The sequence below is a fragment of the Bradyrhizobium sp. C-145 genome, from assembly GCF_023375135.1.
In the GTDB taxonomy this organism is placed as follows: Bacteria; Pseudomonadota; Alphaproteobacteria; order Rhizobiales; family Xanthobacteraceae; genus Bradyrhizobium; species Bradyrhizobium zhanjiangense.
This window is the reverse complement of the sequence record NZ_CP088150.1, coordinates 1,417,434-1,444,082: the sequence shown is the minus strand read 5'-3', so window position 1 is coordinate 1,444,082 and position 26,649 is coordinate 1,417,434. Positions and strand designations below refer to the sequence as shown.

The window sequence follows — 26,649 nt, the reverse complement described above, 5'->3', positions numbered from 1 at the left end:
TCAGTTGTTGGGAGATGCATCGTCTTCGACAAGACGCACGCCGAGGACACAGATATCGCCATCCAGAACCGCCAACGCGATCGGTGTGAGCGCTCTACCCTGACATGGACCTTCGACGCACCGCCCGGTGCCGAGTTCGAAGGTCGAACCGTGCTTGCCGCACATCAGCCGGATACCGTATGGATCGAGGAATTCGTTCCGCTCCCAGTCCAAATTGACGCTGTTGTGCGGGCATTTATTGACATAGCCAAGCACCTTTTTGCCCCAGCGCACCACAATGATGGACCACGGCCGGTGATTGCCGTCATCTTCGGCCACCATAAGATGGAATCCCATAGCCTGGCGGCTCGGAATCTCGTTAAAGCCGCAAATCGCATAGATGGGATTTGGCTGCATTCATCGCTCGTTTATTGCAAGACGTTCTTCATTGTCGCTGTGCAATCACCCCTGCAAGAACCGTACAAGCGCCGGAACGGATCGTGTTTCTGGCAATCCAACGCGCAAGCTTCGCCATTGCGGCACACTTCATTGGCCCGGACGCATAATTCAGACCAATTCGCACGAGCATTGAGCCTTGCTGCCCTTTCCATGCTGGCTGCGCAGCTGCAGCTTTCGCGCTTCAACCTCTCTGGCCCATTTGGCCGGACAGCTAACGCGGTGGCTGGTAGCCGCCTTCGCTCACGCAGCTTCGGCTGCGCCTGAAACGTGGGTCTGGCAGTTGGTCGGGCAAACCCTGGCGCATGCACCACAGCCGATGCAAGCGCCCTGATCGTTCAGAATCATGACCTTCTTTTCGATTTCATCGTCGTCGTCATTGTCGAGGTCGACAAGTTCGCCCTCCTCGTTGATACCTTTCAAGGTCATGACATCTCGACCGCATACCTTGAAACAGCGGCCACAGCCGATGCACTTCTTGCTATTGATCGAGATCAGATATTCTGGCGTCCAGTGGCGTCCATCGCGCGTTGCAAATGACATCGGTCGGGCCCCCTTTAAGTATTTTCCAGCGCCTTCAAATCATGGCTCTTGCGCTCGAGTTCGGCATAGGCATTGTGTGCCTTCTGCGCCACCACCATGATCGAGGTCCAGTTGACGGGCAATTCTTCCGAAAGATCATGCAAATCCATCTTGGCTTGTGTCGCCTTGACAGACAGCTTCTTTAGTTCTGCCTTCAGTGTTTCACGATCGCTCATGAGTATCCCCAATAGTTCGCCACGTCCGGAAATTTCCGAATCAGGTCGATTCCGTCGCTGACATATTTGTCGCCCTCCTGCGCGAGCTTTACGAAATTAGGAAATCCAAAGCGATGCACATCGCGCAGCTGCTTGTTCACGGCGATCAGCCGGCCTGAGATGAGCACCATGCGGCCGAAGCCTTCATGATGCAGATCCAGGATCGGCTGGATCATCACGCCGGTTTCCCTCTCGATCGAGAGCGCGACCGCATCGAAGAACAGCTTAAGCCGCCACAGCGTATCGGGATCGGGATCACCGATAATCGGCAATGCGCGCCGTTTCTCCTTGTCCAGGATATAGGGTTCGAGCAGGTCAAGATCGCTCTTCGCCTCCCAGGCTCCGTTGGTATCCTGAGCGCGCCAAATCTTGATCAACTCCTTGAGAAACGGCGCGTCGACGGCGCTGCCCTGCTGCTCTATTTTTGCGGTCATATCACCTCATTCATCGAACTCGAACGTACGCCGTCGGTCCTTTGCCATGGCCTTGCGTAGCCAGGGAGGTGGCGTGCCCTTCAGTACGCGCTCGAGTTTTTCGAGCAACACCAGGATGCTTTCTGGCTTATTCACCTTGATAGGATGGATCTTGTTGGCCACCACTCGCGCAGCCCCGGCACCGCCGATGGCGGCGACGTAAAGGATTGCGCAATCCTTGATCGCCTCGATCTTCGGCGCCAACTTATCGTCGTTGCCGTCTTCCTTAAGATCGCCCTCAAACTCAATCGCTTTGAGAAAGACGTGCCCGCCAGGCGTGACATCGTAGATTGCGATATTCTTTGCCCAACCAAAATGGGCATCGACGCGTCTCAGGTCTTGAGTGGCAAACGCGACCTTCATGAAAACGACCTCTCAGCTGCGCCGGTGGGGCTGCGATACCCCGAATATCGTGACAGTCCGGCCGCAGTCCGCCATCTATCGGGCGTCGGCTGATCGTTCTCCTCGCGGTGCGCGATCACGAGATTGGCGATATCGAAGATCAGATTGCGGGTACCACGATAGCCCACGGATATTTGGTGTCCCGCGCCAAGTCGGTCGAACATCGGAAATCCCATACGATAGAGCGGGACTTTCAGCCGAGCCGCCGCTTGCCTGCCATGCGAATGCGTGATCAGCAGGTCGCAATGCTTTGTTTTGGCAAGCCCTTCCAGATCCTCGAGATCGCCAATGAGTACCTCCTTGGTCTTGATCCGCTCGATCACCCCCGACTGAGTTGTCGTCACGGCCGCGGTCACATGCGCGCCCATGTCGTGCAGCATGCCGGACAGATCGAACAGGAGGTCTGGCTCAGCGCCGATCGCAACTTTGCGACCACCAATATGGAAGTGCGCGTCCAGCATTGCATCGGCGAGCTGACTGCGCTGGCGCCGGTATTTCAATGGTATGGGGCGGCCGCTGATCTCGCTCAAAAACGTCATGAATTCGTCGTTCGGACCGAGACCACACAACCGCTCGAAGACACGAAAAGGCACGCCGGTCTTGACCTGCATGACCTCTGCCGCTCGCTGCATCTGCGCGCCGATTGCAATCGTCCACCCGGCGCGGCCCATGCTCGCAATTTCGTCGACGCCAATGCCGCCGATGGTCGTCGGCGTAAACTCATCGGGGATATGCCCGTCGAGCGATCCCGCGAGGTCAGGGAGGAAGGACGGGCACAACCCGAAATCCTCCAGTACGACACGGAGTTCATCAAGGTCGCCGGGCGTGAGGTGACATCCCGGCAGAACATTCACCTTCGATGGATCCCGCAGGCCATTGGCGTTGGGCCCTTCCACCAGCACCTCCACAATGCGCGCCACAGCCTTCTCCCAGCCGTCCTGGAATGCGCCCTTGAAATCAGGCGTCGAGACATACACCAGTGGCAACTTTGCAAGTTGCGGATGCTTGCTCCGGATTAGCTTGAGGTAGGCATCCACATCGTCGCCGTTGGTCTCGGTGACACCGGTCGAGCAGATTCCGATGATCTGTGGCTTGGCCCGGTTGTAGATGTTCAGTATTGCCTGCTCGAGATTCTCATAGCCGCCGAGTACGGTCGCGACCTCGCTCATCGCGGTGGTCTGCAGCGGTACTGCCTCTTTGAAATGCCGGACAAAGAGCGTGAGCCCGAAGGATGTGCACCCCTGGGAGCCGTGCAGAAGCGGCATCGCCCCGCGCAGCCCCATGAAGGCGAATGCGCCGCCGATCGGCTGGCTCATCTTCAGCGGGTTGACAGCGCAGGCCTTTGTCGGCGCTATGACGAGGGCCATGACGCCTCCCCTATTCTGCGGCCTGTCGCATGGCAGATGGCTCGGAAACCAAGATCCCTTCGATGCGCCTTTGGCAGCAGCCACCGACCGCATTGGTATGCTCTCTGACCGCTGCGACGCTCCTCAGGCCGTGCGCGTAGATTGCATCCTCAATCGTGCCCAGATCGACCGTGTTACACACGCAGATCTTCCGGGCGCGGCGCGCGGTTTCGGCGAGCGCCGGATCGCAGGCGATCGCCGCCACCGGCGATTGCATCTGCTCCATCGCCTTGGCTAATGCCTCCCATGGTGCCGGTCGACGTAGCTGCTCCCACATCGGACTGGAGAGCGACTTGTCGATCTCCTCCACCAGCTTGACCATTCCGACATAGCCCATATAGGCGTGGCAACGCTCCTGGTTGATATCGAGCCAGGGCATCGCCGCTTTCAGCGCGACGAACTGCGACTTGCCGCCCGATAGCATGATGTCCGCTTTTGCGTCCTTCAACATCTTGTACATTTCGCGCGGCGTCATGTCCTCGATCATGTGGGCATCCTGCCCCATGAGCTCCTTGATGCGCTCCTTGTCTTTCTTGGTTGATTTCTTGACGCTGGTTCCGACTAACTCAAACCCGGCTTCCTGGAGTGCCGCGACGACCGACCATGACTTGACGCCGCCCGTAATCAACAAGGCCTTCTTGCCCTCGAATCGTGGCTTGTACGGCTCGATCGCAGCCCAGGCCCACGCTTCCTCGCGCGCGATCACCGCTTCGGTGCGGTCGAGCAGATCTGCCGGCGCGCCGCGTTCAACTAACAAGCGGGCAAGCTGACGCAGCGATTCGCTCGAATCTTGAATACCGTAGAACGACCCCTCGAAGAACGGGATCCCGTAGCGTTGCTCCATCTTGCGTGCGACGTTGATCATGGACTTTGAGCACACCAACATCGCCGCCCGCGCGCGATGAGATGAAGCGACTTCGCGATATTTTCCATCGCCGGAGATGCAGGAGAGAATCCGTATTCCAAGCTCGTCTAGCAATGGCTTCACTTGCCAGAGCTCTCCCGAAAGGTTGTATTCCCCGATCAGGTTGATATCGTACGGCGTGGTGTAGTCCGGTTCTTGCGTCCCGATTACATAGTCGAGCAAAGCCTCGCCGGCGAGCTTGTTACCGAGGTTCTTCGAGCCGACGAAGCCCGGGGAATTGATCGGGATCACCGGCTTTGCGAACCTTTGAGATGCTGCCTTACAGACTGCGTTGATGTCGTCGCCGATCATCGCCGGGATGCAGGTTTGATAGACGAAGATGGCGGGCGGGTCGCACTTGTCGATGATCTCCTTGATCGCTTTGCAGAGCCGCTTCTCGCCTCCGAATACAATATCGGTTTCGCTCAAATCGGTTGTGAATGCGGTGCGCCACAGATTCGAGCCGGACGACGCCGCGCCGCGATTGTCCCAGGAATTACCTTCGCACGCGATCGGACCGTGCACCAAGTGAGCGACGTCGGTGAACGGCTGCAGCGCAACCTTGGCGCCATCGAAAGCACAGCCGCCGGCGGCGCTACCCGGCTGCAGCTGTTTGGTGCAGCCCTTCTTCCGTTCAGCCTCCGACTTACTGCCATTCTTGGCGCAGCCCGGCTCGTCGAAAATATTTTGGACCGTGGCCGCTAGTGAACTCATCCCTTTTTCCTCTCAGCGCAAACCAATTGCAAGGTCAACCGTCGTGTGCTTGTGCCATCGCCGAGTGCTTGGGCGATGGCACGCGCACGATCGCTCATCAACGAATGATGTCGAAGCTGTAGTCAGTTTTGCCAAGAACGTTTGTCTTCTTGTCGATCTCGTCGAAGATCTTGTCCAGCATCTTCACCAGCACATTCAGGCCGCCCTGATAGCCCCATAGGGGGGAGCGGTGATGGTGATGCCGATCAAAAACCGGAAAGCCGATGCGGATCAGTGGCGTTCCAGTATCACGTTCCAGGTACTTGCCATAGGTGTTGCCAATCAGAAAATCGACCGGCTCGGTGAACAGGAGTGAGCGCATGTGCCAGAGGTCTCTGCCCGGATAGGCTTGGCAGCCCTGCCCAAATGGCGAGCTTGCAAGCAGCGCCTGCATTTTTTCGTGCCACGCCTTGTTGCCGTTGGTGGACAGCACATGGGTCGGTTCGGCGCCGAGTTCGAGCAGAAACGCAGCTAACCCATAGCAAAGATCAGGATCACCATAGATCGCGAACTTCTTGCCATGGATATGCGCGCTGGAGTCAGCGATGGCGTCGACCAGACGGCCACGTTCTCGCGCGAGTTGCTCGGGAATCTCCTTGCCGCTGATGCGTGACAGCGCGACGATAAAGTCATCCGTTGCGGATAAGCCCACCGGGTAGTTGAAGGATACGATGTCCTGGCCATGCTCAGCCACGAATGGCAGCGTTTTTTCGGTGCACCACTGCTGCATGGAGATTGTCGCCTTGGCGTGAACCGCGTTGGCCGCATCTACCAGCGTCGTACCACCGTCATACATCCGGAATTCGCCGTCTGTCGGAGTATCGAAGACTTCAGAATTATCGGCGAGAATCGTGTGCTGGATGCCCATCAACGCCAAGATGCGCTTGATTTCGCGAAGGTTTCCGACGGTATAGCCATCGAACCCGCCAATGATGTTGATCGCCCCGTTCGGCTTGCGCTGCAGCTTCGGTGCTGTTCCCGCCTTGCCGTCCCAAAAATGCTCCAGAATGCCCTTGAGTGCATTGTCATAACCGGTGACGTGGCTGCCGACGAACGCCGGCGTGTGGGCGAACGGCACGTCGAAGTCCGCCGGAACCGAGCCTTTTTCTTTCGACGTCTTGATGAAGGCGTTGAGGTCATCGCCGATCACCTCGGCCATGCAGGTCGTGGAGACCGCAATCATCTTGGGTCTGTACATGTTGTAGCTGTTCGCGAGCCCGTCGATCATGTTGTTCAGGCCGCCGAATACGGCAGCGTCTTCTGTCATCGACGAAGAGACGCAGGAGCTAGGCTCCTTGAAGTGCCGCGACAGATGGCTGCGGTAATAGGCCACGCAGCCTTGCGAGCCGTGGACGAAGGGCAGCGTGCCCTCAAAGCCAACAGAGGCGAATACGGCGCCAAGCGGCTGGCAGGCCTTGGCCGGATTTACCGCTAGCGCCTCCCGCGCAAAGTTCTTTTCCCGATATTCGGCCGTTTTCGTCCATTCCTTGATACGTTCGACCTCGGCGGGATCGCGAGGATTCTCGAATATCTTCTTCTTGGCCAGCATCTGCTGGTATTCTGGACCGCGGAACAGTTCGAGATGATCGAGCACGTGTTCGGCACTCTGCGCCATTGTTGAAGTCCTTCACTATCGAGATTGGTATCGCCTCGGCTTTTCCAGAGAGCGAGATGAGTTGCTTTATTCTGCAGCCAGGAGCTTGGCCCTCGAAGCTTCCTTCCAGGGGGCCTTCGTTTTCTTCCAGACCGGCGAGTTGACGGCCATGTCCATGTCGCGCGCAAAGATCGCAAAGCCGTCATAGCCGTGATATGGACCCGAATAGTCCCAGGAGTGCATCTGCCGGAACGGCACACCCATCTTTTGGAAAACGTATTTTTCCTTGATGCCCGAGCCGACAAGATCAGGCTGGAGCTTTTCGACGAAGCGCTCGAACTCATAGCCATTGACGTCATCGTAGATGAGCGTGCTGTCCTTTACGTAGTGCTGAGCTGTGCGCTGATAGTCGTCGTTGTGACCGAACTCGTATCCGGTGCCAATGACTTCCATCCCGAGATCCTCGTATGCGCCAATCACGTGACGCGGACGGAGCCCGCCGACGTACAGCATCACCGTCTTGCTCTCCAGGCGCGGGCGATATTTCGCGATCACGGCATTCACCAGCGGCTGGTACTTTTCAATCACCCGCTCGGCACCTTCCTTAATCTTGTCGTCGAAATAACCCGCAATCTTGCGCAGCGACTCTGCGATCTTTGAAGGTCCGAAGAAGTTGTACTCGCACCACGGGATACCGAACTTCTCTTCCATGTGGCGTGAGATGTAGTTCATGGAACGGTAGCAATGCAGAATGTTGAGCTTTGCCTTCGGCGTTGCCTCGAGCTCAGCCAGTGAACCGTCGCCGGACCACTGCGCGATCACCCGCAGGCCCATCTCCTCCAGCAGAATTCGTGATGACCAGGCGTCGCCGCCGATATTGTAGTCTCCGATGATCGCAACATCGTACGGCGTCGGCTCGAACTTTGGTTTGCCGTCGGACTCGAGCTGGTCGAAAATCCAATCCCTCACCGCGTCGTTGGCAATGTGGTGGCCTAGTGACTGCGACACACCCCGAAAGCCCTCACAACGGACCGGCACGATGGTCTTGCCGCCATATTCCTTGGATTTCGCTCTTGACACGGCCTCGATGTCGTCACCGATCAGTCCGATCGGGCATTCCGATTGGATCGTGATGCCGTTGTTGAGTGGAAACAGCTCCTGGATTTCGTCTAGGATCTTCACCAGCTTTTTGTCGCCACCGAATACGATATCCTTTTCCTGGAAGTCGGAGGTGAACTGCAGGGTCACGAAGCTATCGATGCCCGTCGTGCCAACGTAATAGTTGCGTCGCGAGCCCCACGAATACTGACCGCAGCCGACCGGGCCATGGCTGATATGGACCATGTCCTTGATCGGTCCCCAGACCACCCCCTTTGACCCTGCATAGGCGCAGCCTCTGATCGTCATCACGCCAGGTATGGATTTGATGTTGGACTTCACCCCGCAGTCAGACTTGCCGGCTTGGTGAACGTTGAGGTGCTTGGCACGCCGTTTCGCGGTTTTCTCCGGATAGACCTTCAGCACCTCCTCGATCAGCTCTTTGTTGCGAGCCCTGATTTCTGCGATGCTCTGGGTCGTGGCGAGACTCATCTGATGTCCTTCAAAGGTTAGCTGTTGCGAGGGCGGCTTCTTGACCAAGACTTTTGCAACCAGCATGCCAGCGTCGCGTAAGCACAAAAAACACAGCAATCAAAATCGCTTAGCGCGCCTCGTGCGGTGACAGGGGGTGTTGTTGCGAACCCGACATCACGCTTTGCGCAGAGAACTCTTGGTTTGGCCCTGTTCGAAATGGAACAAGGGCTGGCTATGTGTGAAATTGCCCGCCCAATTCTCGCGTGTGTCCGCGATCGCAGTACTCTGCGATCGCGCTCGCCGGGCGGCCGTACAGGAAGGTTGGCCGACACAGGCTTGCCAATGCTATCTATGCTTGCTGAGACCTACAGGTTCTTATCTGCTGCGATGAGGATGAGGTGCTTGACCTCATCCTCCAGACCTCAATGCGAGCTGCCTCGCAACCTGGACGTCGTAGGCTCGCCGAATCACGAGAACAGCTGCCGCGCCTTGATAAGCGCACGCACGAGCACATCAATCTCTTCACGTGTATTGTAAAGTCCGAGGGACGCACGGCATGTCGCCAGCACGCCGAAGCGCTTGAGTAGCGGCATCGCACAGTGGGCCCCCGCCCGCATCGCTACACCGGCGCGGTCGACGACGGTGGCAATATCATGCGCATGCGCACCCTTCATATCAAAGGAAATGATCGGCCCCTTCTCGGCCGGGGTCCCGATCATGCGCACGACGTTGATGTCCGCCAGCCTCTCCTGCGCGTAAGCGAGCAGTACGCTCTCGTGCCTGCGGATCTGCACCTTGCCTATTGAATTGATGTAATCGATAGCCGCGCCTAAACCGATGGCTTCGACGATCGGCGGCGTACCCGCTTCGAACCGGTGCGGCGGATCACCATAAATGACGCCGGAACGCGAGACCTCGCGGATCATCTCCCCGCCGCCATTGAAGGGCGGCATCGATGCCAGATGCTCAGACTTGCCGTAAAGCACACCGATCCCAGTCGGACCATAGAGTTTGTGGCCCGTCATGACGTAGAAATCGCAATCAATGTCGCAGACGTCGGCGCTCAGATGGACGCATCCTTGCGAGCCGTCGACCAGCACCGGGATACCACGAGCATGCGCGATCCTCACCACGTCTTTCACCGGCAACACCGTGCCGAGCACGTTCGACATTTGTGTGATTGCAACCATCTTGGTGCGCGGGGTCAGCAGTCGCTCAAAATCATCGAGCAAAAAGTTTCCGTCATCATCCACCGGCGCCCATTTGATCACTGCACCGAGTCGTTCCCTGAGAAGGTGCCATGGCACAATGTTGGAGTGGTGTTCCATAATCGAGAGAACGATCTCATCACCTGGGGTAATGCGTTCACGGCCAAAAGTCTGGGCCACCAGATTGATTGCCTCCGTGGCGCTGCGGGTGAAGATGATCTCTTCGTTTGAATGCGCGTTCACAAACCGGGCCACCTTGGTACGGGCGCCTTCATACGCCTCGGTCGCCGCGTTAGCGAGGTAGTGCAAGCCGCGATGAACGTTGGCGTATTCGCTGGAGTACACCTGCATCATACGGTCAAGCACCGCGTTGGGCTTTTGCGCGGATGCAGCGTTATCGAGGTAAACAAGCGGTTTGCCGTACACCGTCATGGCAAGCGCAGGAAAGTCCTTACGCAGATGGTTGACCTCGTAACTACCATTGCTCACGGCGGGATGTGCGCTCATCGCCCCGCCTGCAGCCAGAGTTCAGCTTGCGCTGCCACGAAATCGCGCAGATTCTCGGAAGTGATCTCCTCAATCGACTCGCCAAGGAACGCTTTAATCAGCAACATCTGCGCATCCTTCTCGGGTAGCCCCCGAGCGCGCAGATAGAATACGAGAGCGTCGTCGAGCGCACCCGATGTCGCTCCGTGGCCGCAGGTCACGTCGTCAGCCAAGATTTCAAGTTCGGGCTTATTATCGGCCTCGGCCTGGTCCGATAGGAGCAACGCTCGCGTCGTCAGGGTGGCGTCCGTCTTCCGGGCGGCGGGACGAACGACGATTCTGCCCTGAAACACCGAGCGGCCGCAATCGTCGACGACCGCGCGGAACTTCTCCCGACTGGTGCAATGTGGCACGGCGTGGTCGACCACGATCGTTGTGTCGGCGTGCAGCTTGTCCCTGATAAGATTAACCCCATTCGCCGAGAGCTTGGTTCCTTCGCCGGCCAGCGTGATGAATCCCTGATAGCGACTGATGGAGCCGCTGCAGGTCATGCTGAAGAGGTCGAGCTTAGCCTTGGCGCCGACTGCGATGATCGCCGAGGAGATGTTCACGGCGTCGGAGGCATCGGCTGCCACGCGGTTATGCGAAAGGCTCGCCTCGTCACCAACCAGGGCGATTATCGCATCGTTGGCTTGATAGCCGCTCGCGCCTTCAGCTGGGACGAAACTTTCCACGATGGCCGCATGCGCTCCTTTACCGAGCTGCAGATAGGAGCGTGTAAAGGTGGACACCGACAGTCCGGTTGCGACGTGAACGATTTGAATTGGACGCTTCACCGCATTGCCATCGGCGACCGTAATCACCAGGCCATCTGTCGCCATTGCGGCATTGAGCGAGATCGCCGGATCGCTCGTCGTCGACAGCACCAGACCGGCCATGGCCGCAGTGGCCGAATTCTCCAGAACCTCTTGCAGCGACCGCACAACGAGGTCATTTTCCAGCCTGCCGAGATCGGACAGCTCCGGCGCGAATATGCCATCCACCAAAACCAGTTTGACCGCCTGATCGGCAGCCACTTGCTTGGCCGACACCTTTGCGCGCACCAGCGCCTCCGCATCCGGTCGCGGAGCGAGTGGCAGCACCTCGCCGATCAGGGCGCGCAGATCAGTGTATTTCCAATCCTCCATGCGCCGATGCGGGAGGCCGGTACGCTCGTAGACCTCGAATGCCCTCGCCCGGATTTGGGGCACAGGGCCTGCACCAGGCAGCCGTCCACGCGCCGCAGCGAAAACATTGCCCATTGCGCGCTCGGCGTCGGCTTTGGCCAAAACCTGCTTCATCGGGGAATCCTAAAGCCCTCAGGCCGCGTCTTCAAATTGGGCGTAGCCACAAGCCTCGAGCTCCAGCGCGAGTTCCTTGCCGCCGCTCTTCATGATCCGCCCTTTCGACATCACGTGCACAATGTCCGGCACGATATGGTCGAGAAGCCGCCGATAGTGGGTGATCACGATCATCGCTCGTTCCGGCGAACGCAAGGCGTTGATGCCGCTGGCGACGATACGCAGCGCGTCGATATCGAGGCCGGAATCGATCTCGTCCAGGATGCACAGTCTCGGCTCGAACAACGCCATCTGCAAAATTTCATTGCGCTTCTTCTCGCCGCCGGAAAAGCCGACATTGACGCCACGCTTGAGCATGTCCTTGGGAATGTTGAGCGAACCGGCCACCTCGCGGACTGTTTTCAGAAATTCGGGCGTGGAGAATTCCTGTTGGTCGCGCGCCTTGCGATGGGCGTTCAGTGCCGCCCGCAGGAAGTTCATGGTGGTAACGCCGGGGATCTCGACCGGATATTGGAACGCCAGGAACACGCCCTTGGCGGCGCGTTCATTAGGCTCCATCCGCAAGAGGTTCTCGCCCCTGAAAAGGATTTGTCCGCCGGTGATCTCATAACCCGGCTTGCCGGCGATGACGTGCGAGAGCGTCGATTTGCCCGAGCCGTTCGGCCCCATGATCGCGTGCACATCACCTGCATTGACGTTAAGATCGAGGCCACGAATAATTTCGCGGTCTTCGACACGAACATGCAAATCTTGGATTTCGAGTAGCGCCATTCTGATCTGAGCCCTGAAATGCGTCATTCGAATGCGAGCCGCATTGGAGAGGGCTCGCGGGAGGTTCGGTTATCCGACAGATCCCTCGAGCGAGATCGAGATCAGATTCTGCGCTTCCACCGCGAACTCCATCGGCAGTTTTTGCAGAATGTCCTTCGCGAAGCCGTTCACGACGAGGCCGACGGCCTCTTCCTGCGAGAGGCCGCGCTGGATGCAGTAGAACAGCACGCCCTCGGAGATCTTCGACGTCGTCGCCTCGTGCTCGAAGGTCGCGGACGAGTTCTTCGCCTCGATGTACGGCACGGTGTGCGCGCCGCATTTGTCGCCGATCAACAAGGAGTCGCAGGCGGTGAAGTTGCGCGCGCCGGTCGCTTTGCGGTGCGCGGTGACGAGACCGCGATAGGTGTTCTGCGATTTGCCGGCGGCAATGCCCTTGGAGATGATTCGGCTCGACGTGTTCTTGCCGAGATGAATCATCTTGGTTCCCGAATCGACCTGCTGGAACCCGTTCGAGATCGCGATCGAGTAGAACTCGCCGCGGGAATTGTCGCCGCGCAGGATGCAGCTCGGATATTTCCAGGTGATCGCCGAACCGGTTTCGACCTGGGTCCAGGAGATCTTGGAATGGGCGCCGCGGCAGTCGCCACGCTTGGTGACGAAATTGTAGATGCCGCCCTTGCCTTCCGAATTGCCGGGATACCAGTTCTGCACCGTCGAATATTTGATCTCGGCATCGTCGAGCGCCACCAGCTCGACCACGGCCGCGTGCAGCTGGTTCTCGTCGCGTTGCGGCGCGGTACAGCCCTCGAGATAGGAGACGTAGGAGCCCTTGTCGGCGATGATCAGCGTGCGCTCGAACTGGCCGGTGTTGCGCTCGTTGATGCGGAAATAGGTCGACAGCTCCATCGGGCAGCGCACCCCCGGCGGCACGTAGACGAACGAGCCGTCGGAGAACACCGCCGAGTTCAGCGTCGCGTAGAAATTGTCCGAGGTCGGCACCACGGAGCCGAGATATTTCTGCACCAGTTCAGGGTGCTCGCGGATCGCCTCCGAGATCGGCATGAAGATCACGCCGGCCTTCTTCAGCTCCGCCTTGAACGTGGTCGCAACCGAGACCGAATCGAAGACCGCGTCGACCGCGATCTTGCGGCGGGCCGGGTCTTCCTCGCCCACCTTGGGCTCGACGCCTTCGAGCATGGCGACTTCCCGCAAGGGAATGCCGAGTTTCTCGTAGGTCTTCAGGATCTCCGGATCGATCTCGTCGAGCGAGGTGACCGTCTTCTTCGGCTTCGGCGCCGAGTAATAGTAGATGTCCTGGAAGTCGATCTTGGGATATTCGACGCGCGCCCAGGTCGGCTCGGTCATGGTCAGCCAGCGCCGATAGGCTTCCAGCCGCCACTGGAGCATCCAGGCGGGTTCATTCTTTTTCTGCGAGATGAACTTGACGATCTCTTCCGAGAGACCCTTGGGGGCCTTGTCGGACTCGATCAGCGTTTCAAACCCATATCGATACTGGTCGACGTCGATGCGCCGGACGCGCTCGACCGTCTCTTGTACAGCTACCATTGCCCGCTCCGCTCGCGCAACGACAACTCCCGACGCCGAGGATTGCGCCGCAATCTCTCCGAGCGGACCGCGCAAGTCACGGCCAACTCGGGGCCAGCGAGTGAGAGAAACAGGAGACGGATCCAAAAGGCGGCGGCTGTCGATAGCGTCTTCATCATGTTTCGTGCCGGAGCTCCTCTCATCGGCTACTCCACCTATGCCGGCACGCAGGTATCGGGCACCGGGCAAACGACGGCGCATTGCGGCGCGTCAAAATGCCCCTCACATTGGGTACACTGGGTCGGATTGATCACATATATGTCGTTCTTCAGGCTGATCGCGGCATTGGGACATTCGTACTCACACGCTCCGCAGACGGTGCACTGGGATGCGATTATCTTGTAGGCCATCACTGCGATTCCATGAGCAAAAGGTGCGGGACAGTTTCTTGCTTTTTTCTTGCTTTCAAGTCTTGTGCCAGACAGTTTAATCTTGATTTGTCTGGGCTATTTTCGATAACGCAACGCCGCCTCGACACGGTGTCGCAAATCCTACAACGGGCATGACAGCAGCTTGATCTCGATGCCGTGGTTTACGCATGGTCGATCTCACGGCAGTCAGCCGATCAGGTGAACCGGGTCAGCCAACCTCAGGGAACGATCTGCGATCCTTCCCAAGGCCGCCGTGCCGCGGCTACGATCGAAGCGCCGCGCGACTTCACAAAGTTCTCCGCCGGTGTGTCAGGTCGACCCCGAGCCGCATCTTGTTGGTTCCACTCACCGGGACAGCGGCGGCTTCGGCGACATCACCGCGATGAACAACCGGCGCAGTGATCACCGGTCCGGTCCGCGTCCCCACAGCCAGTCAGAAAAGGTCGCGGCGATCGCGCCAGATAAAGTCGCTGAGGCGATCGCGGGCGCCCTGGGGACCCGCGGGACGCAGTCTCAATTGCCTTGGATGACTTGGCAAAACCGGCATTCATATGCGCTGTAAGGGGCGAGAGTACATTGTCTCGCATTGTGCGGGCGACTGAAGCCAGGCCTTCGTCTGGTGATCCTCCGCTTCGCTCCGCGTGGCAAATAAATGCCGGCGCCGGTCAGCAGATTGATGGAGCCGAAAAAAAAGCCACCCCGAAGGGTGGCCTAAGTCAGGGAGGAAACGCCCATAATGGGCCTCTGGGATCAGGCCGCAGCCTGTTCGATCGGTGAGAAGGGCAGCCCGAGGCTTTCGGCCACCGCTTTGTAAGTTAGCCGGCCCCGATGGACGTTGAGGCCTGCGCGCAAATGCGGATTTTCGAGCACGGCGGAAAAACCCTTGTTGGCCAGAGCCAAACCAAACGGCAGCGTGGCGTTATTCAGTGCCTGGCTCGAGGTCAGCGGCACGGCGCCGGGCATATTGGCCACGCAATAATGAATGACGCCATCCACTTCGTAAGTTGGCTCAGCGTGAGTGGTTGGGTGCGATGTCTCAAAGCAGCCGCCCTGATCGATAGCGACGTCCACGAGCACCGCCCCCTTGCGCATCGAGCTCAGCATGCTCCGGCGGACCAGCTTCGGCGCGCTCGCACCTGGAACGAGCACCGCACCAATCACCACATCCGCCGCAAATACCTCTTCCTCCACGGAGTCGATGGTCGAAAACCTGGTGCGAACGCGTCCTTCGAATAGCTCGTCCAACTCGCGGAGCCGAAGTATCGAACGGTCGATTATGGTCACCTCTGCGCCCAGACCGACCGCCATGCGTGCCGCGTGCGTGCCAACGACGCCACCTCCGATCACCACGATTCGGGCCGGCTGAACACCGGGTACCCCACCGATCAACAGCCCTCGTCCGCCTGCACTCCGCTTCAGGGCGCTACCCGCCGCTTCGATCGCAAGCCTACCCGCGACCTCGCTCATCGGCGCCAGCAGTGGAAGACCAGCATGCGCATCGGTTACGGTCTCATAGGCGATCGCGGTGCATCCAGATTTCAGGAGGCCCTTGGCCTGATCCGGGTCGGGGGCCAGATGCAGATAAGTGAACAGGATCTGATTTTCCCGCAGCTGACACCATTCGGACGGCTGAGGCTCCTTAACCTTTACGATCATCTCGCTCGATGCGAATACCTCAACTGCGGAAGTTAGAATCGTTGCGCCAGCATTGCGATAATCGTCATCGGTTGCACCAATGCCAGCGCCGGCATTGGCCTCGATCATCACGCGGTGGCCCGCTGCCACGTATTCGCGGACAGCTCCAGGGGTAAGGCCCACGCGATATTCGTGCGCCTTGATTTCCTTGGGGACTCCGACCTTCATTTGAAAACTCCCTGCCTGAAGCGCCTTTCTAATCGGAAGCGCCCAGCGATATTGCGACCCAGCCGTCAAAATGGCGCAGGAATTCAGCGATATTTGACAAGCTTCGCAGGATTTCAAACCCACGGGTGCCGAGCGGATCGTGTGATCCATAGGTCGGCGAGCTTAAACGTCCAAACTGCGCGATGGCGGTGAATCATTTCGAGTCGCGTGCTCGGCTCGTGGAAAAGCTAACAATTGAAATCCAGCCTCGCTGAACTTCCTAAAGGAGCGAAGATCGCAGTCTGCCGGGTTCGGCAGGATTGCCGATTGAATGGATCGTTTCCAGAGCTGATGGCTGATGGCTGATGGCTAATGACCATTGATCATAAATTTGCTTCCAAAAACTGGACGTTGCGTAGCGCGTTCAACAGATCCGAGGCAATTGTTCGCCCCACAGCCAATCGACGATTCGTCGGCCGCCGAAACCGGTCGCCATCTGTACAAATTTCTGATCGTCAGCCACCGCCTCGCCAATATCAGCTGCATCGGACCCGAGCGGGTGCGCCTTCATGGCCGCAAGCACGGCATCGGCCAATTCAGGCGCGACGATCGCAACGAGCTTGCCCTCATTGGCGACATGGATCGGATCGAGTCCAAGGAGTTCGCAGGTAGCCGCAACCGCGGGCTTCACCGGAATAGTTGCTTCCTGCAGACGAAACCCGAGTTCGGATTGATGCGCAATCTCGTTGAGGGTCGCAGCGAGCCCACCGCGCGTGGGGTCGCGCATCACCCGGATGCCGCCACCGCCGGCGGCAACCATGACCTCTACGAGGTTATGCAACGCTGCGGAATCCGAGACGATCTCAGTTTGAAAAGCGACGTTCTGCCGTTTTGACATGATCGCCACCCCATGATCGCCGAGGCTACCGGACACCAGCACACGATCCCCGACCCTTGCCTTGTCGGCGGAGAGATCGAGTCCATCGGCCACAATCCCGATCCCGGTCGTAGAGATGAACAGACCATCCGCCTTGCCGCGCTCGACGACCTTGGTGTCCCCGGCAATGATGTAAACGCCGGCCCCGCGCGCTGCCGCGCCCATCGAATCCGCGATCGCCTTCAGATCCGAAAACCGGAAGCCCTCCTCGATGATAAAACTGGCCGACAGATAGAGGGGATGCGCGCCGGACATCGCGACATCATTGATCGTGCCGTGCACAGCCAGTGACCCGATATCGCCGCCCGGAAAGAACAGCGGCGAGACCACATAGCCGTCGGTCGTCATCACCATCCTGCCTGCCGCAACGTCAAACACCGACTGATCATTGCAGCGGGCGAGCCATTCATTACCAAAGGCTTGGTGAAAAAGGCCGGAGATCAGCTGTGCCATGGCACGGCCCCCAGATCCGTGAGAAAGATCAACGCGTCCGTTCACGACGTCGAGCTTGCGTTGATAGGCCTTTAAGCTCATGACGTCCGCCTCAACTGTTCATCGCGAACTCGGCCATAGGTCCAATACGCCGCACAAGCGCCTTCCGATGACACCATGCAGGACCCTATGGGAGTTTCCGGCGTGCAGACGGTTCCAAACAGCTTACAATCGACCGGCCGCTTGGCGCCACGCAGGATCGCGCAGCACTCGCACGCCGGATTGTCTGCGACACGCAGGTCGTGGATCGCAAAACGCGTCTCGGCGTCGAATTGCGTATAAGCCCGCTTCAGCTTCAGTCCGCTGTTGGGTACGAGTCCGAGCCCACGCCATTCAAACTGCTCACGCAGTTCGAATATCTGCGATACCTCCTCCTTGGCGCGCCGATTGCCTTCGCGTGTCACTGCACGGCTGTATTGATTCTCCACCTCGTAGCGGTCTTGGTTCACCTGCCGCACCAGCATCAGGATCGCCTGCATCACGTCGAGGGGTTCAAATCCCGCGATCACGATAGGCTTGCCGAATTGTTCCGCCAGTGGCTCATAGGGCTGCGTACCGATAATGGTGCTGACATGTGCAGGCCCGATGAAGCCGTCAATTGGGACCCCGCCAGTGTTGCGGATCTTCGGGTTCTCGAGAATGCTGTGCATCGCAGAGGGTGTAAGCACGTGGTTGCAGAACACGCTCAGGCCCTTCAGCCGCTTCTTCTCGGCAATTCGGATCATGACCGCCGTCGGGGGCGTCGTGGTCTCAAATCCGATGGCAAAGAAGACCACCTCGCGGCTCGGCGCCTGTTCGGCGAGCCGGATAGCGTCGAGCGTCGAGTAGACCATCCGAATGTCGGCGCCGAGCGCTTTAGCTCGCAACAGGGACTGTCCTTGCGACCCAGGCGCGCGCATCAGGTCGCCGTAGACGCACAGAGTGACCTCTGGTCGGTCGACGAGCCGGATCGCCATGTCGATTCGGCTGGCGGGCAGAACGCAGACGGGACAACCGGGCCCGTGGATCATGCGGACGTTCGCGGGCAGCAGATCTTCCAGGCCGTAGCGGGAGATCGCATGAGTGTGTCCGCCGCAAAATTCCATGAACCGATAGGCTCGTTGCGAACTGACCTCGGCGTCAATCGCACGCGCAAGTCCCTGCGCGATGGTCTTGTCGCGAAATTCGTCGGAATATTTCATGATCGGCGTTCCCCTTCGCTGCCTAGCTCCTGCAGGAGCTCCAGGGTGCGCTTGGCTTCCGTCGGATCGATCTTGGCCAGCGCATAGCCGACATGGACAAGGACGCAATCGCCGACCTCGAGCTCGTCGATGAGAGCAATCGATATCTCCAGGCTGATGCCATCGATGGACACGACGGCCATGTCATTGGGAAGAATTTTCGCAATCTTTGCCGGAACCGAAAGACACATATCAGGCTCTTCCTCCTCAGGCCGACGACCGTTGAGCAATCTGCAGAGCGGCAATCCAGGCCTGGCCAAGGCTCAAACCGCCATCATTGGGCGGCACCCGCCGTGGCACCAGCGGGGTAAGGCCGGCAGCGCTGCAACCGCGCGGGATTTCATCCGCCAGCACCGCGTTCAGGAAGCAGCCGCCGCTCAGAACGACGGTATTAACGCCGGTTGTCCGCGCAGAGCGCGTGACCCAGTCAACGCAGGCGGCGGCGAAGGTGCCATGAAACAGCCCGGCTCCGCCCGCGGCGTCAATGTCATCTGCAACCAACCGCGCAAACAGCGGACGAAGCGACAGCACGCCGCCATCGATCGTCCAGCCGACTTCGAGAATTGCAGTCCGCCGCACCAGCGCCTCGAGCTTCATCGCCGCTTCGCCCTCATAGCTCTGCAAACTCGCAATCCCCAGCAGCGCCGCTGCCGCGTCGAACAACCGGCCCGCACTGGTCGTGGTGGCCCCGCCCGGCTGATCGAGCAAGGCCGACATACATCCGGCCTGACGTTGCGCCGCAAAGCGCGGCCCGATTTCGTTACCCCGGCCGAGCCCGTGTAATACTGCGCTCGCCATGCGCCACGGCTCGCGGGCTGCACGATCTCCACCAGGCATTTGCAGGGGCGCTAAGTGCCCGATGCGTCGGCAGCTCGTCCCTTCGCACAATAATAGTTCGCCACCCCAGTTACCGCCCTCGGAGCCAAAGCCATGGCCATCGAGCACCAGGGCAAGCGCAGGTCCCGTATGGCCATGCTCGGCGATCACTGCGGCAGCGTGTGCGTGATGATGCTGGACAGCCACCAGCGCGCGGCCATTTGCTTCCGCAAACCGGGTGGAAGCCATATCGGGATGCAGATCATGGGCGATGACGACGGGCTCCACATCAAGGCTCGATGTGAGGTGTCGGATCGTGTCCTCGAACGTACGGATGCCTTCGGCCGTATCCAGATCGCCAATATGCTGGGAGACGAACGCTTGGTTATCCCGCGTGATGGTGACGGTCGATTTCAGTGCGCCGCCGACGGCGAGCACGGGCGGCACAGACTTCGTAAGCCGGATCGGTTCGGGAACATAGCCACGGGCACGACGAATGAATTGCGGCCGGCCAGCCACCACCGACACCACGGAGTCATCAGCACGCGTCAGGATATCGCGATCATGGGTCACGATAAGGTCGGCGATCCCCTTGAGCCGCCGCAGCGCCTGCGCGTTGTCGATCAGGAGCGGTTCGCCGCAAAGATTGGCACTGGTGGCGACGATGACCGGGCCGGCCCCCGCACATGCTCCTGCCGAGCGAAGCGCATGAAAGATGAGGTGATGCAGCGGCGCTACAGGCAGCATGACACCCACACGCGATAAGCCAGGAGCTATGGCGGGCGCCAGATTGTTGCGCGAAGGCAGAAGGACGATGGGACGTGCTACGGATTCGAGCAGCGCAAGCTCGGGCGCGTTCGCCTCCGCGATGTCGCTGACGCGCTCTATGGAATCGACCATAACAGCGAACGGCTTCTGAAGGCGATGCTTTCTCCTGCGCAAACGCTGCACGGCGTCCTGATTACGCGCATCGCAAAGAAGCTGGTATCCGCCCAGCCCCTTTATCGCCACGATTTGTCCCCCCACGATTGCCGCGACAATGGCGCTGATCCCATGGCTGAGCCGAGGACCGCACGTGGGACACGCGATCGCCTCCGCATGAAACCTGCGGCTCGCCGGATCGGCATAATCGGCCGCGCAGGCGGCGCACAGCCCAAAAGCCCTCATCACAGTGTTGCGGCGATCGTACGGAAGCCGTTCGGCGATAGTGTAGCGCGGGCCGCAATGGCAACAACTGATGAAGGGGTAAAGGTAATGCCGATTTTCTGGATCGAACAGCTCACTGAGGCATTGCTGGCAGGCCGCGGCATCAGCGACGATCTGCGTTGACAATTTTCCGCCTTCGCTCGTGCCGATCGAAAAGTCTTTCGCCGCGAGCGCCGCAGTCTCCCGAACGCAGATGTGGTCGATGCGTGCCAATGGAGGCGCCTCGAGCGGCAACGTGGCGACAAACTCCGACGCACGGTGGCCCTCGACCTCGATCGTAACGCCCTCGGGGCCATTGATGACAAACCCCGCCAATCCGTACCGCCTAGCGAGTCCATAGACGTAAGGACGAAACCCGACCCCTTGCACGGCCCCACTCACGCGCACGCGCAGCCGTGTTGGGTCGCAGGTGGTTGCGGCGGCGCTCATCGCCTTGTGTCCTCTACGGCGCGCCTCTGATGCCCCGCCTGTCTATCGATCCAGGCGTAGAGCGCGCCAAAGCCCTCGCCAGTACGCGCCGAAACTACAAGCACGTCGATCTTTGGATTGACGCGTCTGGCGTATTCGATGGTCTTGTCCAAATCGAACTCAAGCAGCGACGCCAGATCAATCTTGTTGATAACCATGAGCGAAGAAGCGGCAAAGATATCGGGATATTTGAGCGGCTTGTCTTCACCTTCGGTCATCGACAGCACTACGATCTTGCAGGCCTCGCCAAGATCGAAGGCTGCGGGACAGATCAGATTACCGACGTTCTCGATGAAGAGAATACCGCCAGTGAGCAGCGGCAAGCGCCGATAAGCCTCGCCAATCATTGCAGCATCGAGATGGCAACCCTTGCCGGTGTTGACTTGAATGGCTGGCACGCCGGCGGCCCGAATGCGTTCGGCATCGTTCGAGGTCTGTTGGTCGCCTTCGATGACCCCGACCGGGCGGCTACGCTTGAGCTCGGACACGGCGCGGACGAGCAGCGTCGTTTTACCTGCACCGGGACTGGACAAAAGATTAAATACAAGCAGGTCATCGGCTACAAAGAGCGCGCGGTTGTCCGCCGCAATCCCATTATTCTTGCCAAGAATATCGCGCTCGACCTGAATGACCCGCTCTCTGCTCATGCCCCCGACCTTCAAGCCAGCCGGCTCGGCGCCGCCGCTCAGAAGCGCCTGCACGCCATGAGCCTGGTGATGGGCAGATCGATGATTGCGACTATGACCATCGCCAGCATGGTTTGAACGCTGCGGGCCTTGGTCGCCATGCGGATGGGCACAATGGCGTTCGCAATCGTCCTGCACATGGGCATCGTATCGCTCATGGCTCTCCGCATCATGCGCCTTCGCGCGTTTGGTCAACGGCTTTCCTTCGGTGCAGCCGCAAACGGTGCACATCAATCGATCTCCAGCTCTTTCACGCGCATCTGTTCGCCCGCGGTTACCTGTAATTGATAGCTGCCGCAGCAAGGACAGCATTCACCGCGCCGTGCAATTTCGACGCTCTTCGAACAGCTCATGCACCAGGCAACGCCTGGCAGTTCGACGATATTAAGGGCCGCGCCCTCGGCAACTGTCCGCGTTGCAACGACAGCAAAGCAGAACCTGATCGCTTCAGGCGCGGCATGACTCAGCGCTCCCATCTCTAGACAGACGCTCCGCACCCGCGAAAACGATCGGTGACGTACCTCCTCCTCGACGATTTGAATGATGCCAAGACAAATCGTCATTTCATGCATCGCCAACTTCGCGAAAATTGAGGGTGAACCCGACGCACGGATCGAGCGATGCAATCACCGCATGGACTGCATCCCGACGTCGTCTAGCCGTCAGCACCGCGCCCTGCAGGTTCCGGACAAGCGGTCCGCGCCGGTGGAAATTCCACTCCGTCGGCGCAAGGAATTCGAAGCGGGATATCCGGCCCTGAGGATCAAGCTCAACCGCGTGGTAGAGACGCCCCCTGGCGCATTCGACCGCGGCCGCTGCACGGCCGGGCCCTAGCTTATATCTTTCGATAATCCCATGCTCCGCGGAGTCAATCTGAGCACCGGACTTGAGCCAAGCGCATAGCCGGAGGATTTCAGTAATTCTGGCCCTCAGCCGCTCGGCCGCTCCGACGGGACTCGGCGAGAGCCGATCACGCGTCATTTGGCGCGCCCATGGACCCGTCTCGGGCACATGACCGTCAAGATCGGGACAATAGCAAAATGTCGCGTCATCCACGAGCAGCCGTTTAATGATGTTGCGGTCGTCAGCAACGGACAGGAACGAGTGCTCCGCCGGAATTGACTTCAGGTCCACCTCATTAAGCGCTGCAATGCGAAGCGCCAATGGGCTACCGGACCTCAGCGCGCCACCCTCATTCGGCATGCCGAGTGCGGCCAGCGCAGCCGCAATCCGCGCTGTTTCTTCGCGTTGAGCTGAGCCCCAGGCCGGCTGTGCGCAGCCGACAAGCGCTGACATTCCCCGCATTAGGGAGCGAATTGCCGCCGCACTGGCGATGTCTTGCGTAAGATGTCCGACAAAGATGCCCCGTAGCAAATCCGCGATGCGCTCGGTAACGATAAGCGCGATACGATGCTGTTTTGTTGTGCGGGTGATCACTTCGTCGCGCGCCGTCTCGATCGCGGACAGTAGTGCGGTTTGCTGCGCAGCGGCACACAACGCGAAGAGCCGCGGCAGCACGTTGAGCAGGGACGAGGCCTGTTTGCCGGCGAACAGCCGCGTCAGTGGCGGCCGGACTCGCGGCACGATCTCAACCGCGGCGACTACGTCGGCAGCAAGCGATACGGTGACATCGATTTTGTTGCGGGCAGCTAGGCTCATGCGCACCGCTGCCCCATCATACCGCGCAAGATATGCCGGCGGTCGCCGTGCGCGCCCCGTCTGCGGGATCCCACCCGATTCCGAACGTTCTCCAAGCTCTTCATGTGAAGTACGCCTTGATAATTTCCTGCATGCGTTCGGCAGAGTCCTGGAAATCCTCGTCGGCAGCCAACGCAACAATCGGTACGCCGCCGACCTCCAGCGTATCAAGGATGATGTCGTCCGCAGAATTGAAGAACTGCACCGACCAGACATTCCTGATCCCGGTCGCCTGCACTCGGCAGGTGCCGTAGCCGCGGAAGATGAGTTGGACCGGGCCATTGCCCACGCTTTGCTGCAGGAACGCCAGGTCGACAACGCTCATTGGCAGCAATGTGAGATTGATGACATGCGCGCGCATGCCAATCCGCCACACGCGCGCCCGCTCGCGCATTTCTGCCAGCACCGGTTGCACGTTCATCGCGCCGTCGGGCGCCGCGCCGATCACAAGATCGGCGGACGTCAGGTCAGTTGCGGCGCGCCGGACAATCTGCGGGATCGCCCCGACCTCAACATATTCGTGCGCCGGCTCGGTCCCGATGCGCACGCGCCAGATTCCTGCAAGCACGGACTCCCGAATTTGCGCCAAAGAGCCATCTGGCAGCGCAACCACGCCGGCGACCTCACCTTCTCCGAGCACTTCGCCTATCAGCCTGCGCTCGGGATCGCTGAGATTCGCGAGTCCGTACAGTTGCGTCCGAGCGCCGCTTCTCTGGCTGCCAGCGGCAGCAGCGGCATTCGATAACAGCGCGGTGGCATTCGGATAGTTCCTTGCAAGCTCGCCGCCATCGCGCCAAGCGCGCTTGGCGAGCGCACTCGTCGATCCGCTGTGGAATACATCGAGACTTTCCGAGGCCGTGCCAAACTTGCACGTCACCCGCTCGGCGCCGTCGGATACAACGCGGATCGCTGTTTTCATGATGCGATGTTCCGTTTGGTGTATCGAGAGGCAATGCACCTGCCGACCGAAGTGCTGCCGGCGTGTGGCCGAACGATCGGTACCGAGATGCGACCGATCTTGACCAAACGGATCGGTCTCTTGCCAATCAGGCGGAGTGCATCGTGCCGATCGCACAGGCTCGGCGTCGACGGGCCACGCAGGCCGATCCGGCCGACCAGTTCGCCACCAACGCCGCCCGCAGGCACTGCGCCTTGCATGCGCTGCCGAAACGCCTTGACCATTTCAGGAACGAAGAATGCGAGCTGGATGATCCGGAGCAAATATAGGGGATCGCCCGCCGACAGCGGCATCACGGCCGCCCTCACGGGAGCGTGCGCGGCCAGGCGCGCATCGACGCTGACGCCCTCCACGTCGGACGGAGCGGGCCGCGCCAGACCATGCTGCGCCGGCTGCAACTTCATCACACGCCTTTCTGATAATGTTCGGTTCTGCTAGCAGGCTATTAGCAAGGCGCATGCCAATCATCGTCTGGCCGCGACTCCCGCTCGAACCAACGGCTCGAAGCGCCTGACATTTTTCCATGCAAAGGTTACGTGCGACTGAAATTCGATTTGTGAGCAAGCCTAGTCGGCGCAACCGGCGAGCGGAACTGCTAGCGTAGGTGCTCCGGCAATTGCGGCTCATGACCGATCAAGTCCGCAAAGAAGCGATCGCAGTCCTGGCCGTTGAGGCTGGCCTTAAGCCCGTCAAGTGCTTCCGAGATCAGCCTTGCTTCATTTTCGTCCAAAAGCCGCACCGCGCTATCGATATGAACGAGCACCTTGGCGCCGACCGACGCGTCGGAGAGCAGCATGACCGAGACGCGCCGCCGTTCATTGCCATACTCGCACAGCGCCGTGATGCCGTCGGTCTCGACAATCGTCATCGGCAAGCCAAGGCACATGGTCAGTCGCGGGCCGCTAGACCGGCTGCGCCCTCATCTCATAATTTGCATGGTCGATATTGTTCGCCAGCAGCCGTTCTGATGCAGGCAGCGGCGCGGTCCGCGGTTTTGCCGGCGAGTCCCACTGCGCCAGGAGTTTGCAAGCCAGTTCAATCGCAGGCGCAATCTGAAAGCGCACCGGAGCGGTCAGCGGACCGCCCCAATGCTCCAGGTCCAGCGGCTGACAGCCGATGAGAGCGAGCTCTCGCGGGCAGCGGCCAAGTAGGTCGGCCGCATTCAAGACGTCCTGAAAGCCGGTCTGATGCAGGCTCACCTTCTTGGCGGCGGTAAATTTTGGCACTTCGTCATCTCGCACAAGCTTCAACTGCCCGGGCAGCAATCCATAGTCGATGGCATCGAACACGATCAGGCAATCGGCCTGCTCAAGAAAACTGACGAGGTAGAGCCCCTGTGTGCCGCCATCGAGGACGGTGACGTTGTCATCGATAGCGTAGCGGCGATGAAACTCCTCGACCACCCGCACGCCGAATCCCTCATCGGCCCACAGGATATTGCCGATGCCGAGCACCAGGACTCGTTTTTTACTTTCCGGCTTCAGCATGCGCTTCCCAGTCAATCGCGAAACCCGCGCTCACCCGACATGATAGAAGAGATGCTGCGGCCCGACATGATGTCTTCCCGGATCACGGCGTAGACGTGGACCAGCGCGAAGATCACGATCACCCACAGGCCGAGATGATGACAGGTATGGACGTCCTGACTGTTCGGCCAGATTGAAAACACCCAGCCGAACAGCTTGTACTGCCAGCTGTCAGTACCGGCACCTTGCCCATAAAGTGCAAAGCCTGTGACGACCATGAACGTGGTCGTCTGCGTAAACATGAAGAACATTGCGAGCTGAGCAAGATGGTTGTGCCCGACGCGCCTCTCCGGCTCAACTGTAATGAACGCATACCAGCGAATCTCGTGGTACACCTCGCGCCAAAAGCACCTGCGCCAGAGCGGCACGCAAAAGATCTGGATGGCATGCGCGTTTCCCATTAAGGCCCAGTAGACGCGTAGAAAAAAGCCGACGCTGAGCACATATCCCGCCGAGAAATGAGCAAAGCGGAGATAGCCGAACAGGAAATTGCCGCTTGCCTCACCCCATATCGCCGGTGTCCCGGTTCCAATGAGATAGCCGGTTAAACTCAGCATCAGAATGGCCGCCGCATTGACCCAATGCCACAGTCGCACCGGTGCGTAGGCGACGCCACCGCCGATGCTGCGTTCAGTCGGGGCCGCATCGACGACGGCGAGGAGCTGCGGAGCGTTGTCCAGCAT

The 26,649-nt window shown here is 59.5% G+C and carries 27 protein-coding genes; all 27 read right to left on the bottom strand.

What is annotated here, in order from left to right; all coding sequences use genetic code 11:
- The gene (locus LRP30_RS06830) at nucleotides 1–396 is read right to left on the bottom strand and encodes a Rieske 2Fe-2S domain-containing protein (protein ID WP_183232848.1); all 396 of its coding nucleotides are present in this window, start codon (nucleotides 394–396) and stop codon (nucleotides 1–3) included.
- 282 nt (nucleotides 397–678) lie between these two features.
- The gene (fdxB, locus tag LRP30_RS06825) at nucleotides 679–978 is read right to left on the bottom strand and encodes a ferredoxin III, nif-specific (RefSeq protein WP_249759773.1); all 300 of its coding nucleotides are present in this window, start codon (nucleotides 976–978) and stop codon (nucleotides 679–681) included.
- 14 nt (nucleotides 979–992) lie between these two features.
- A complete protein-coding gene (locus LRP30_RS06820) occupies nucleotides 993–1,193 on the bottom strand; it encodes a CCE_0567 family metalloprotein (RefSeq protein WP_018319619.1) in 201 nt (66 codons plus the stop codon).
- On the bottom strand, nucleotides 1,190–1,666 hold the full coding sequence (locus LRP30_RS06815) for a NifX-associated nitrogen fixation protein (RefSeq protein WP_091881680.1): 477 nt from the start codon (nucleotides 1,664–1,666) through the stop codon (nucleotides 1,190–1,192). The genes LRP30_RS06820 and LRP30_RS06815 overlap by 4 nt, the downstream gene beginning before the upstream one ends.
- Nucleotides 1,667–1,672: 6 nt before the next feature.
- Nucleotides 1,673–2,068 (bottom strand): nitrogen fixation protein NifX, encoded by a 396-nt coding sequence (nifX, locus tag LRP30_RS06810; protein WP_097669291.1) that lies wholly within the window; start codon nucleotides 2,066–2,068, stop codon nucleotides 1,673–1,675.
- Entirely contained in the window at nucleotides 2,065–3,474 is a 1,410-nt protein-coding gene (gene nifN / locus LRP30_RS06805) for a nitrogenase iron-molybdenum cofactor biosynthesis protein NifN (protein WP_249759772.1), read from the bottom strand. The genes nifX and nifN overlap by 4 nt, the downstream gene beginning before the upstream one ends.
- A 10-nt stretch (nucleotides 3,475–3,484) precedes the next feature.
- The gene (nifE, locus tag LRP30_RS06800; protein ID WP_249759771.1) at nucleotides 3,485–5,131 is read right to left on the bottom strand and encodes a nitrogenase iron-molybdenum cofactor biosynthesis protein NifE; all 1,647 of its coding nucleotides are present in this window, start codon (nucleotides 5,129–5,131) and stop codon (nucleotides 3,485–3,487) included.
- Between the two features lie 97 nt (nucleotides 5,132–5,228).
- On the bottom strand, nucleotides 5,229–6,785 hold the full coding sequence (gene nifK, locus LRP30_RS06795; RefSeq protein WP_249759770.1) for a nitrogenase molybdenum-iron protein subunit beta: 1,557 nt from the start codon (nucleotides 6,783–6,785) through the stop codon (nucleotides 5,229–5,231).
- A 66-nt stretch (nucleotides 6,786–6,851) separates the two neighbouring features.
- Entirely contained in the window at nucleotides 6,852–8,354 is a 1,503-nt protein-coding gene (gene nifD, locus LRP30_RS06790; protein WP_249759769.1) for a nitrogenase molybdenum-iron protein alpha chain, read from the bottom strand.
- A gap of 449 nt (nucleotides 8,355–8,803) precedes the next feature.
- The gene (locus tag LRP30_RS06785) at nucleotides 8,804–10,051 is read right to left on the bottom strand and encodes a cysteine desulfurase (RefSeq protein WP_249759768.1); all 1,248 of its coding nucleotides are present in this window, start codon (nucleotides 10,049–10,051) and stop codon (nucleotides 8,804–8,806) included.
- The gene (sufD, locus tag LRP30_RS06780) at nucleotides 10,048–11,370 is read right to left on the bottom strand and encodes a Fe-S cluster assembly protein SufD (RefSeq protein WP_249759767.1); all 1,323 of its coding nucleotides are present in this window, start codon (nucleotides 11,368–11,370) and stop codon (nucleotides 10,048–10,050) included. The genes LRP30_RS06785 and sufD overlap by 4 nt, the downstream gene beginning before the upstream one ends.
- 18 nt (nucleotides 11,371–11,388) lie before the next feature.
- Nucleotides 11,389–12,141 (bottom strand): Fe-S cluster assembly ATPase SufC, encoded by a 753-nt coding sequence (sufC, locus tag LRP30_RS06775; RefSeq protein ID WP_249759766.1) that lies wholly within the window; start codon nucleotides 12,139–12,141, stop codon nucleotides 11,389–11,391.
- 69 nt (nucleotides 12,142–12,210) lie between these two features.
- A complete protein-coding gene (gene sufB / locus LRP30_RS06770; protein ID WP_249759765.1) occupies nucleotides 12,211–13,707 on the bottom strand; it encodes a Fe-S cluster assembly protein SufB in 1,497 nt (498 codons plus the stop codon).
- Between the two features lie 194 nt (nucleotides 13,708–13,901).
- Nucleotides 13,902–14,096, bottom strand: a complete 195-nt coding sequence (locus LRP30_RS06765) for a 4Fe-4S binding protein (protein WP_018319631.1) — start codon at nucleotides 14,094–14,096, stop codon at nucleotides 13,902–13,904.
- Nucleotides 14,097–14,867: 771 nt separating this feature from the next.
- Nucleotides 14,868–15,980, bottom strand: a complete 1,113-nt coding sequence (ald, locus tag LRP30_RS06760) for an alanine dehydrogenase (protein WP_249759764.1) — start codon at nucleotides 15,978–15,980, stop codon at nucleotides 14,868–14,870.
- 403 nt (nucleotides 15,981–16,383) lie between these two features.
- Nucleotides 16,384–17,430 carry a hydrogenase expression/formation protein HypE gene (gene hypE, locus LRP30_RS06755; RefSeq protein ID WP_249759763.1) on the bottom strand — a complete coding sequence of 349 codons (1,047 nt, stop codon included), beginning with the start codon at nucleotides 17,428–17,430 and terminating at the stop codon, nucleotides 16,384–16,386.
- Entirely contained in the window at nucleotides 17,427–18,569 is a 1,143-nt protein-coding gene (hypD, locus tag LRP30_RS06750; protein ID WP_249759762.1) for a hydrogenase formation protein HypD, read from the bottom strand. The genes hypE and hypD overlap by 4 nt, the downstream gene beginning before the upstream one ends.
- Nucleotides 18,566–18,799 carry a HypC/HybG/HupF family hydrogenase formation chaperone gene (locus LRP30_RS06745; RefSeq protein WP_018319633.1) on the bottom strand — a complete coding sequence of 78 codons (234 nt, stop codon included), beginning with the start codon at nucleotides 18,797–18,799 and terminating at the stop codon, nucleotides 18,566–18,568. The genes hypD and LRP30_RS06745 overlap by 4 nt, the downstream gene beginning before the upstream one ends.
- Before the next feature lie 16 nt (nucleotides 18,800–18,815).
- The gene (gene hypF / locus LRP30_RS06740) at nucleotides 18,816–21,059 is read right to left on the bottom strand and encodes a carbamoyltransferase HypF (protein WP_249759761.1); all 2,244 of its coding nucleotides are present in this window, start codon (nucleotides 21,057–21,059) and stop codon (nucleotides 18,816–18,818) included.
- Nucleotides 21,056–22,015, bottom strand: coding sequence for a hydrogenase nickel incorporation protein HypB (hypB, locus tag LRP30_RS06735; RefSeq protein ID WP_249761708.1), 960 nt, complete (start codon nucleotides 22,013–22,015; stop codon nucleotides 21,056–21,058). Before hypB ends, hypF begins: the two co-directional genes overlap by 4 nt.
- Entirely contained in the window at nucleotides 22,015–22,356 is a 342-nt protein-coding gene (gene hypA / locus LRP30_RS06730; protein WP_018319637.1) for a hydrogenase maturation nickel metallochaperone HypA, read from the bottom strand. Before hypA ends, hypB begins: the two co-directional genes overlap by 1 nt.
- Nucleotides 22,349–23,443, bottom strand: coding sequence for a hypothetical protein (locus tag LRP30_RS06725; RefSeq protein WP_249759760.1), 1,095 nt, complete (start codon nucleotides 23,441–23,443; stop codon nucleotides 22,349–22,351). The genes hypA and LRP30_RS06725 overlap by 8 nt, the downstream gene beginning before the upstream one ends.
- Before the next feature lie 100 nt (nucleotides 23,444–23,543).
- Entirely contained in the window at nucleotides 23,544–24,401 is an 858-nt protein-coding gene (locus LRP30_RS06720) for a hydrogenase expression/formation protein (RefSeq protein WP_249759759.1), read from the bottom strand.
- Nucleotides 24,398–24,844, bottom strand: a complete 447-nt coding sequence (locus LRP30_RS06715) for a hypothetical protein (RefSeq protein WP_249759758.1) — start codon at nucleotides 24,842–24,844, stop codon at nucleotides 24,398–24,400. Before LRP30_RS06715 ends, LRP30_RS06720 begins: the two co-directional genes overlap by 4 nt.
- A gap of 191 nt (nucleotides 24,845–25,035) precedes the next feature.
- A complete protein-coding gene (locus tag LRP30_RS06710; RefSeq protein WP_249759757.1) occupies nucleotides 25,036–25,326 on the bottom strand; it encodes a HypC/HybG/HupF family hydrogenase formation chaperone in 291 nt (96 codons plus the stop codon).
- 16 nt (nucleotides 25,327–25,342) lie between these two features.
- Entirely contained in the window at nucleotides 25,343–25,927 is a 585-nt protein-coding gene (locus LRP30_RS06705) for a HyaD/HybD family hydrogenase maturation endopeptidase (protein ID WP_249759756.1), read from the bottom strand.
- 11 nt (nucleotides 25,928–25,938) lie between these two features.
- Entirely contained in the window at nucleotides 25,939–26,649 is a 711-nt protein-coding gene (gene cybH / locus LRP30_RS06700; protein ID WP_249759755.1) for a Ni/Fe-hydrogenase, b-type cytochrome subunit, read from the bottom strand.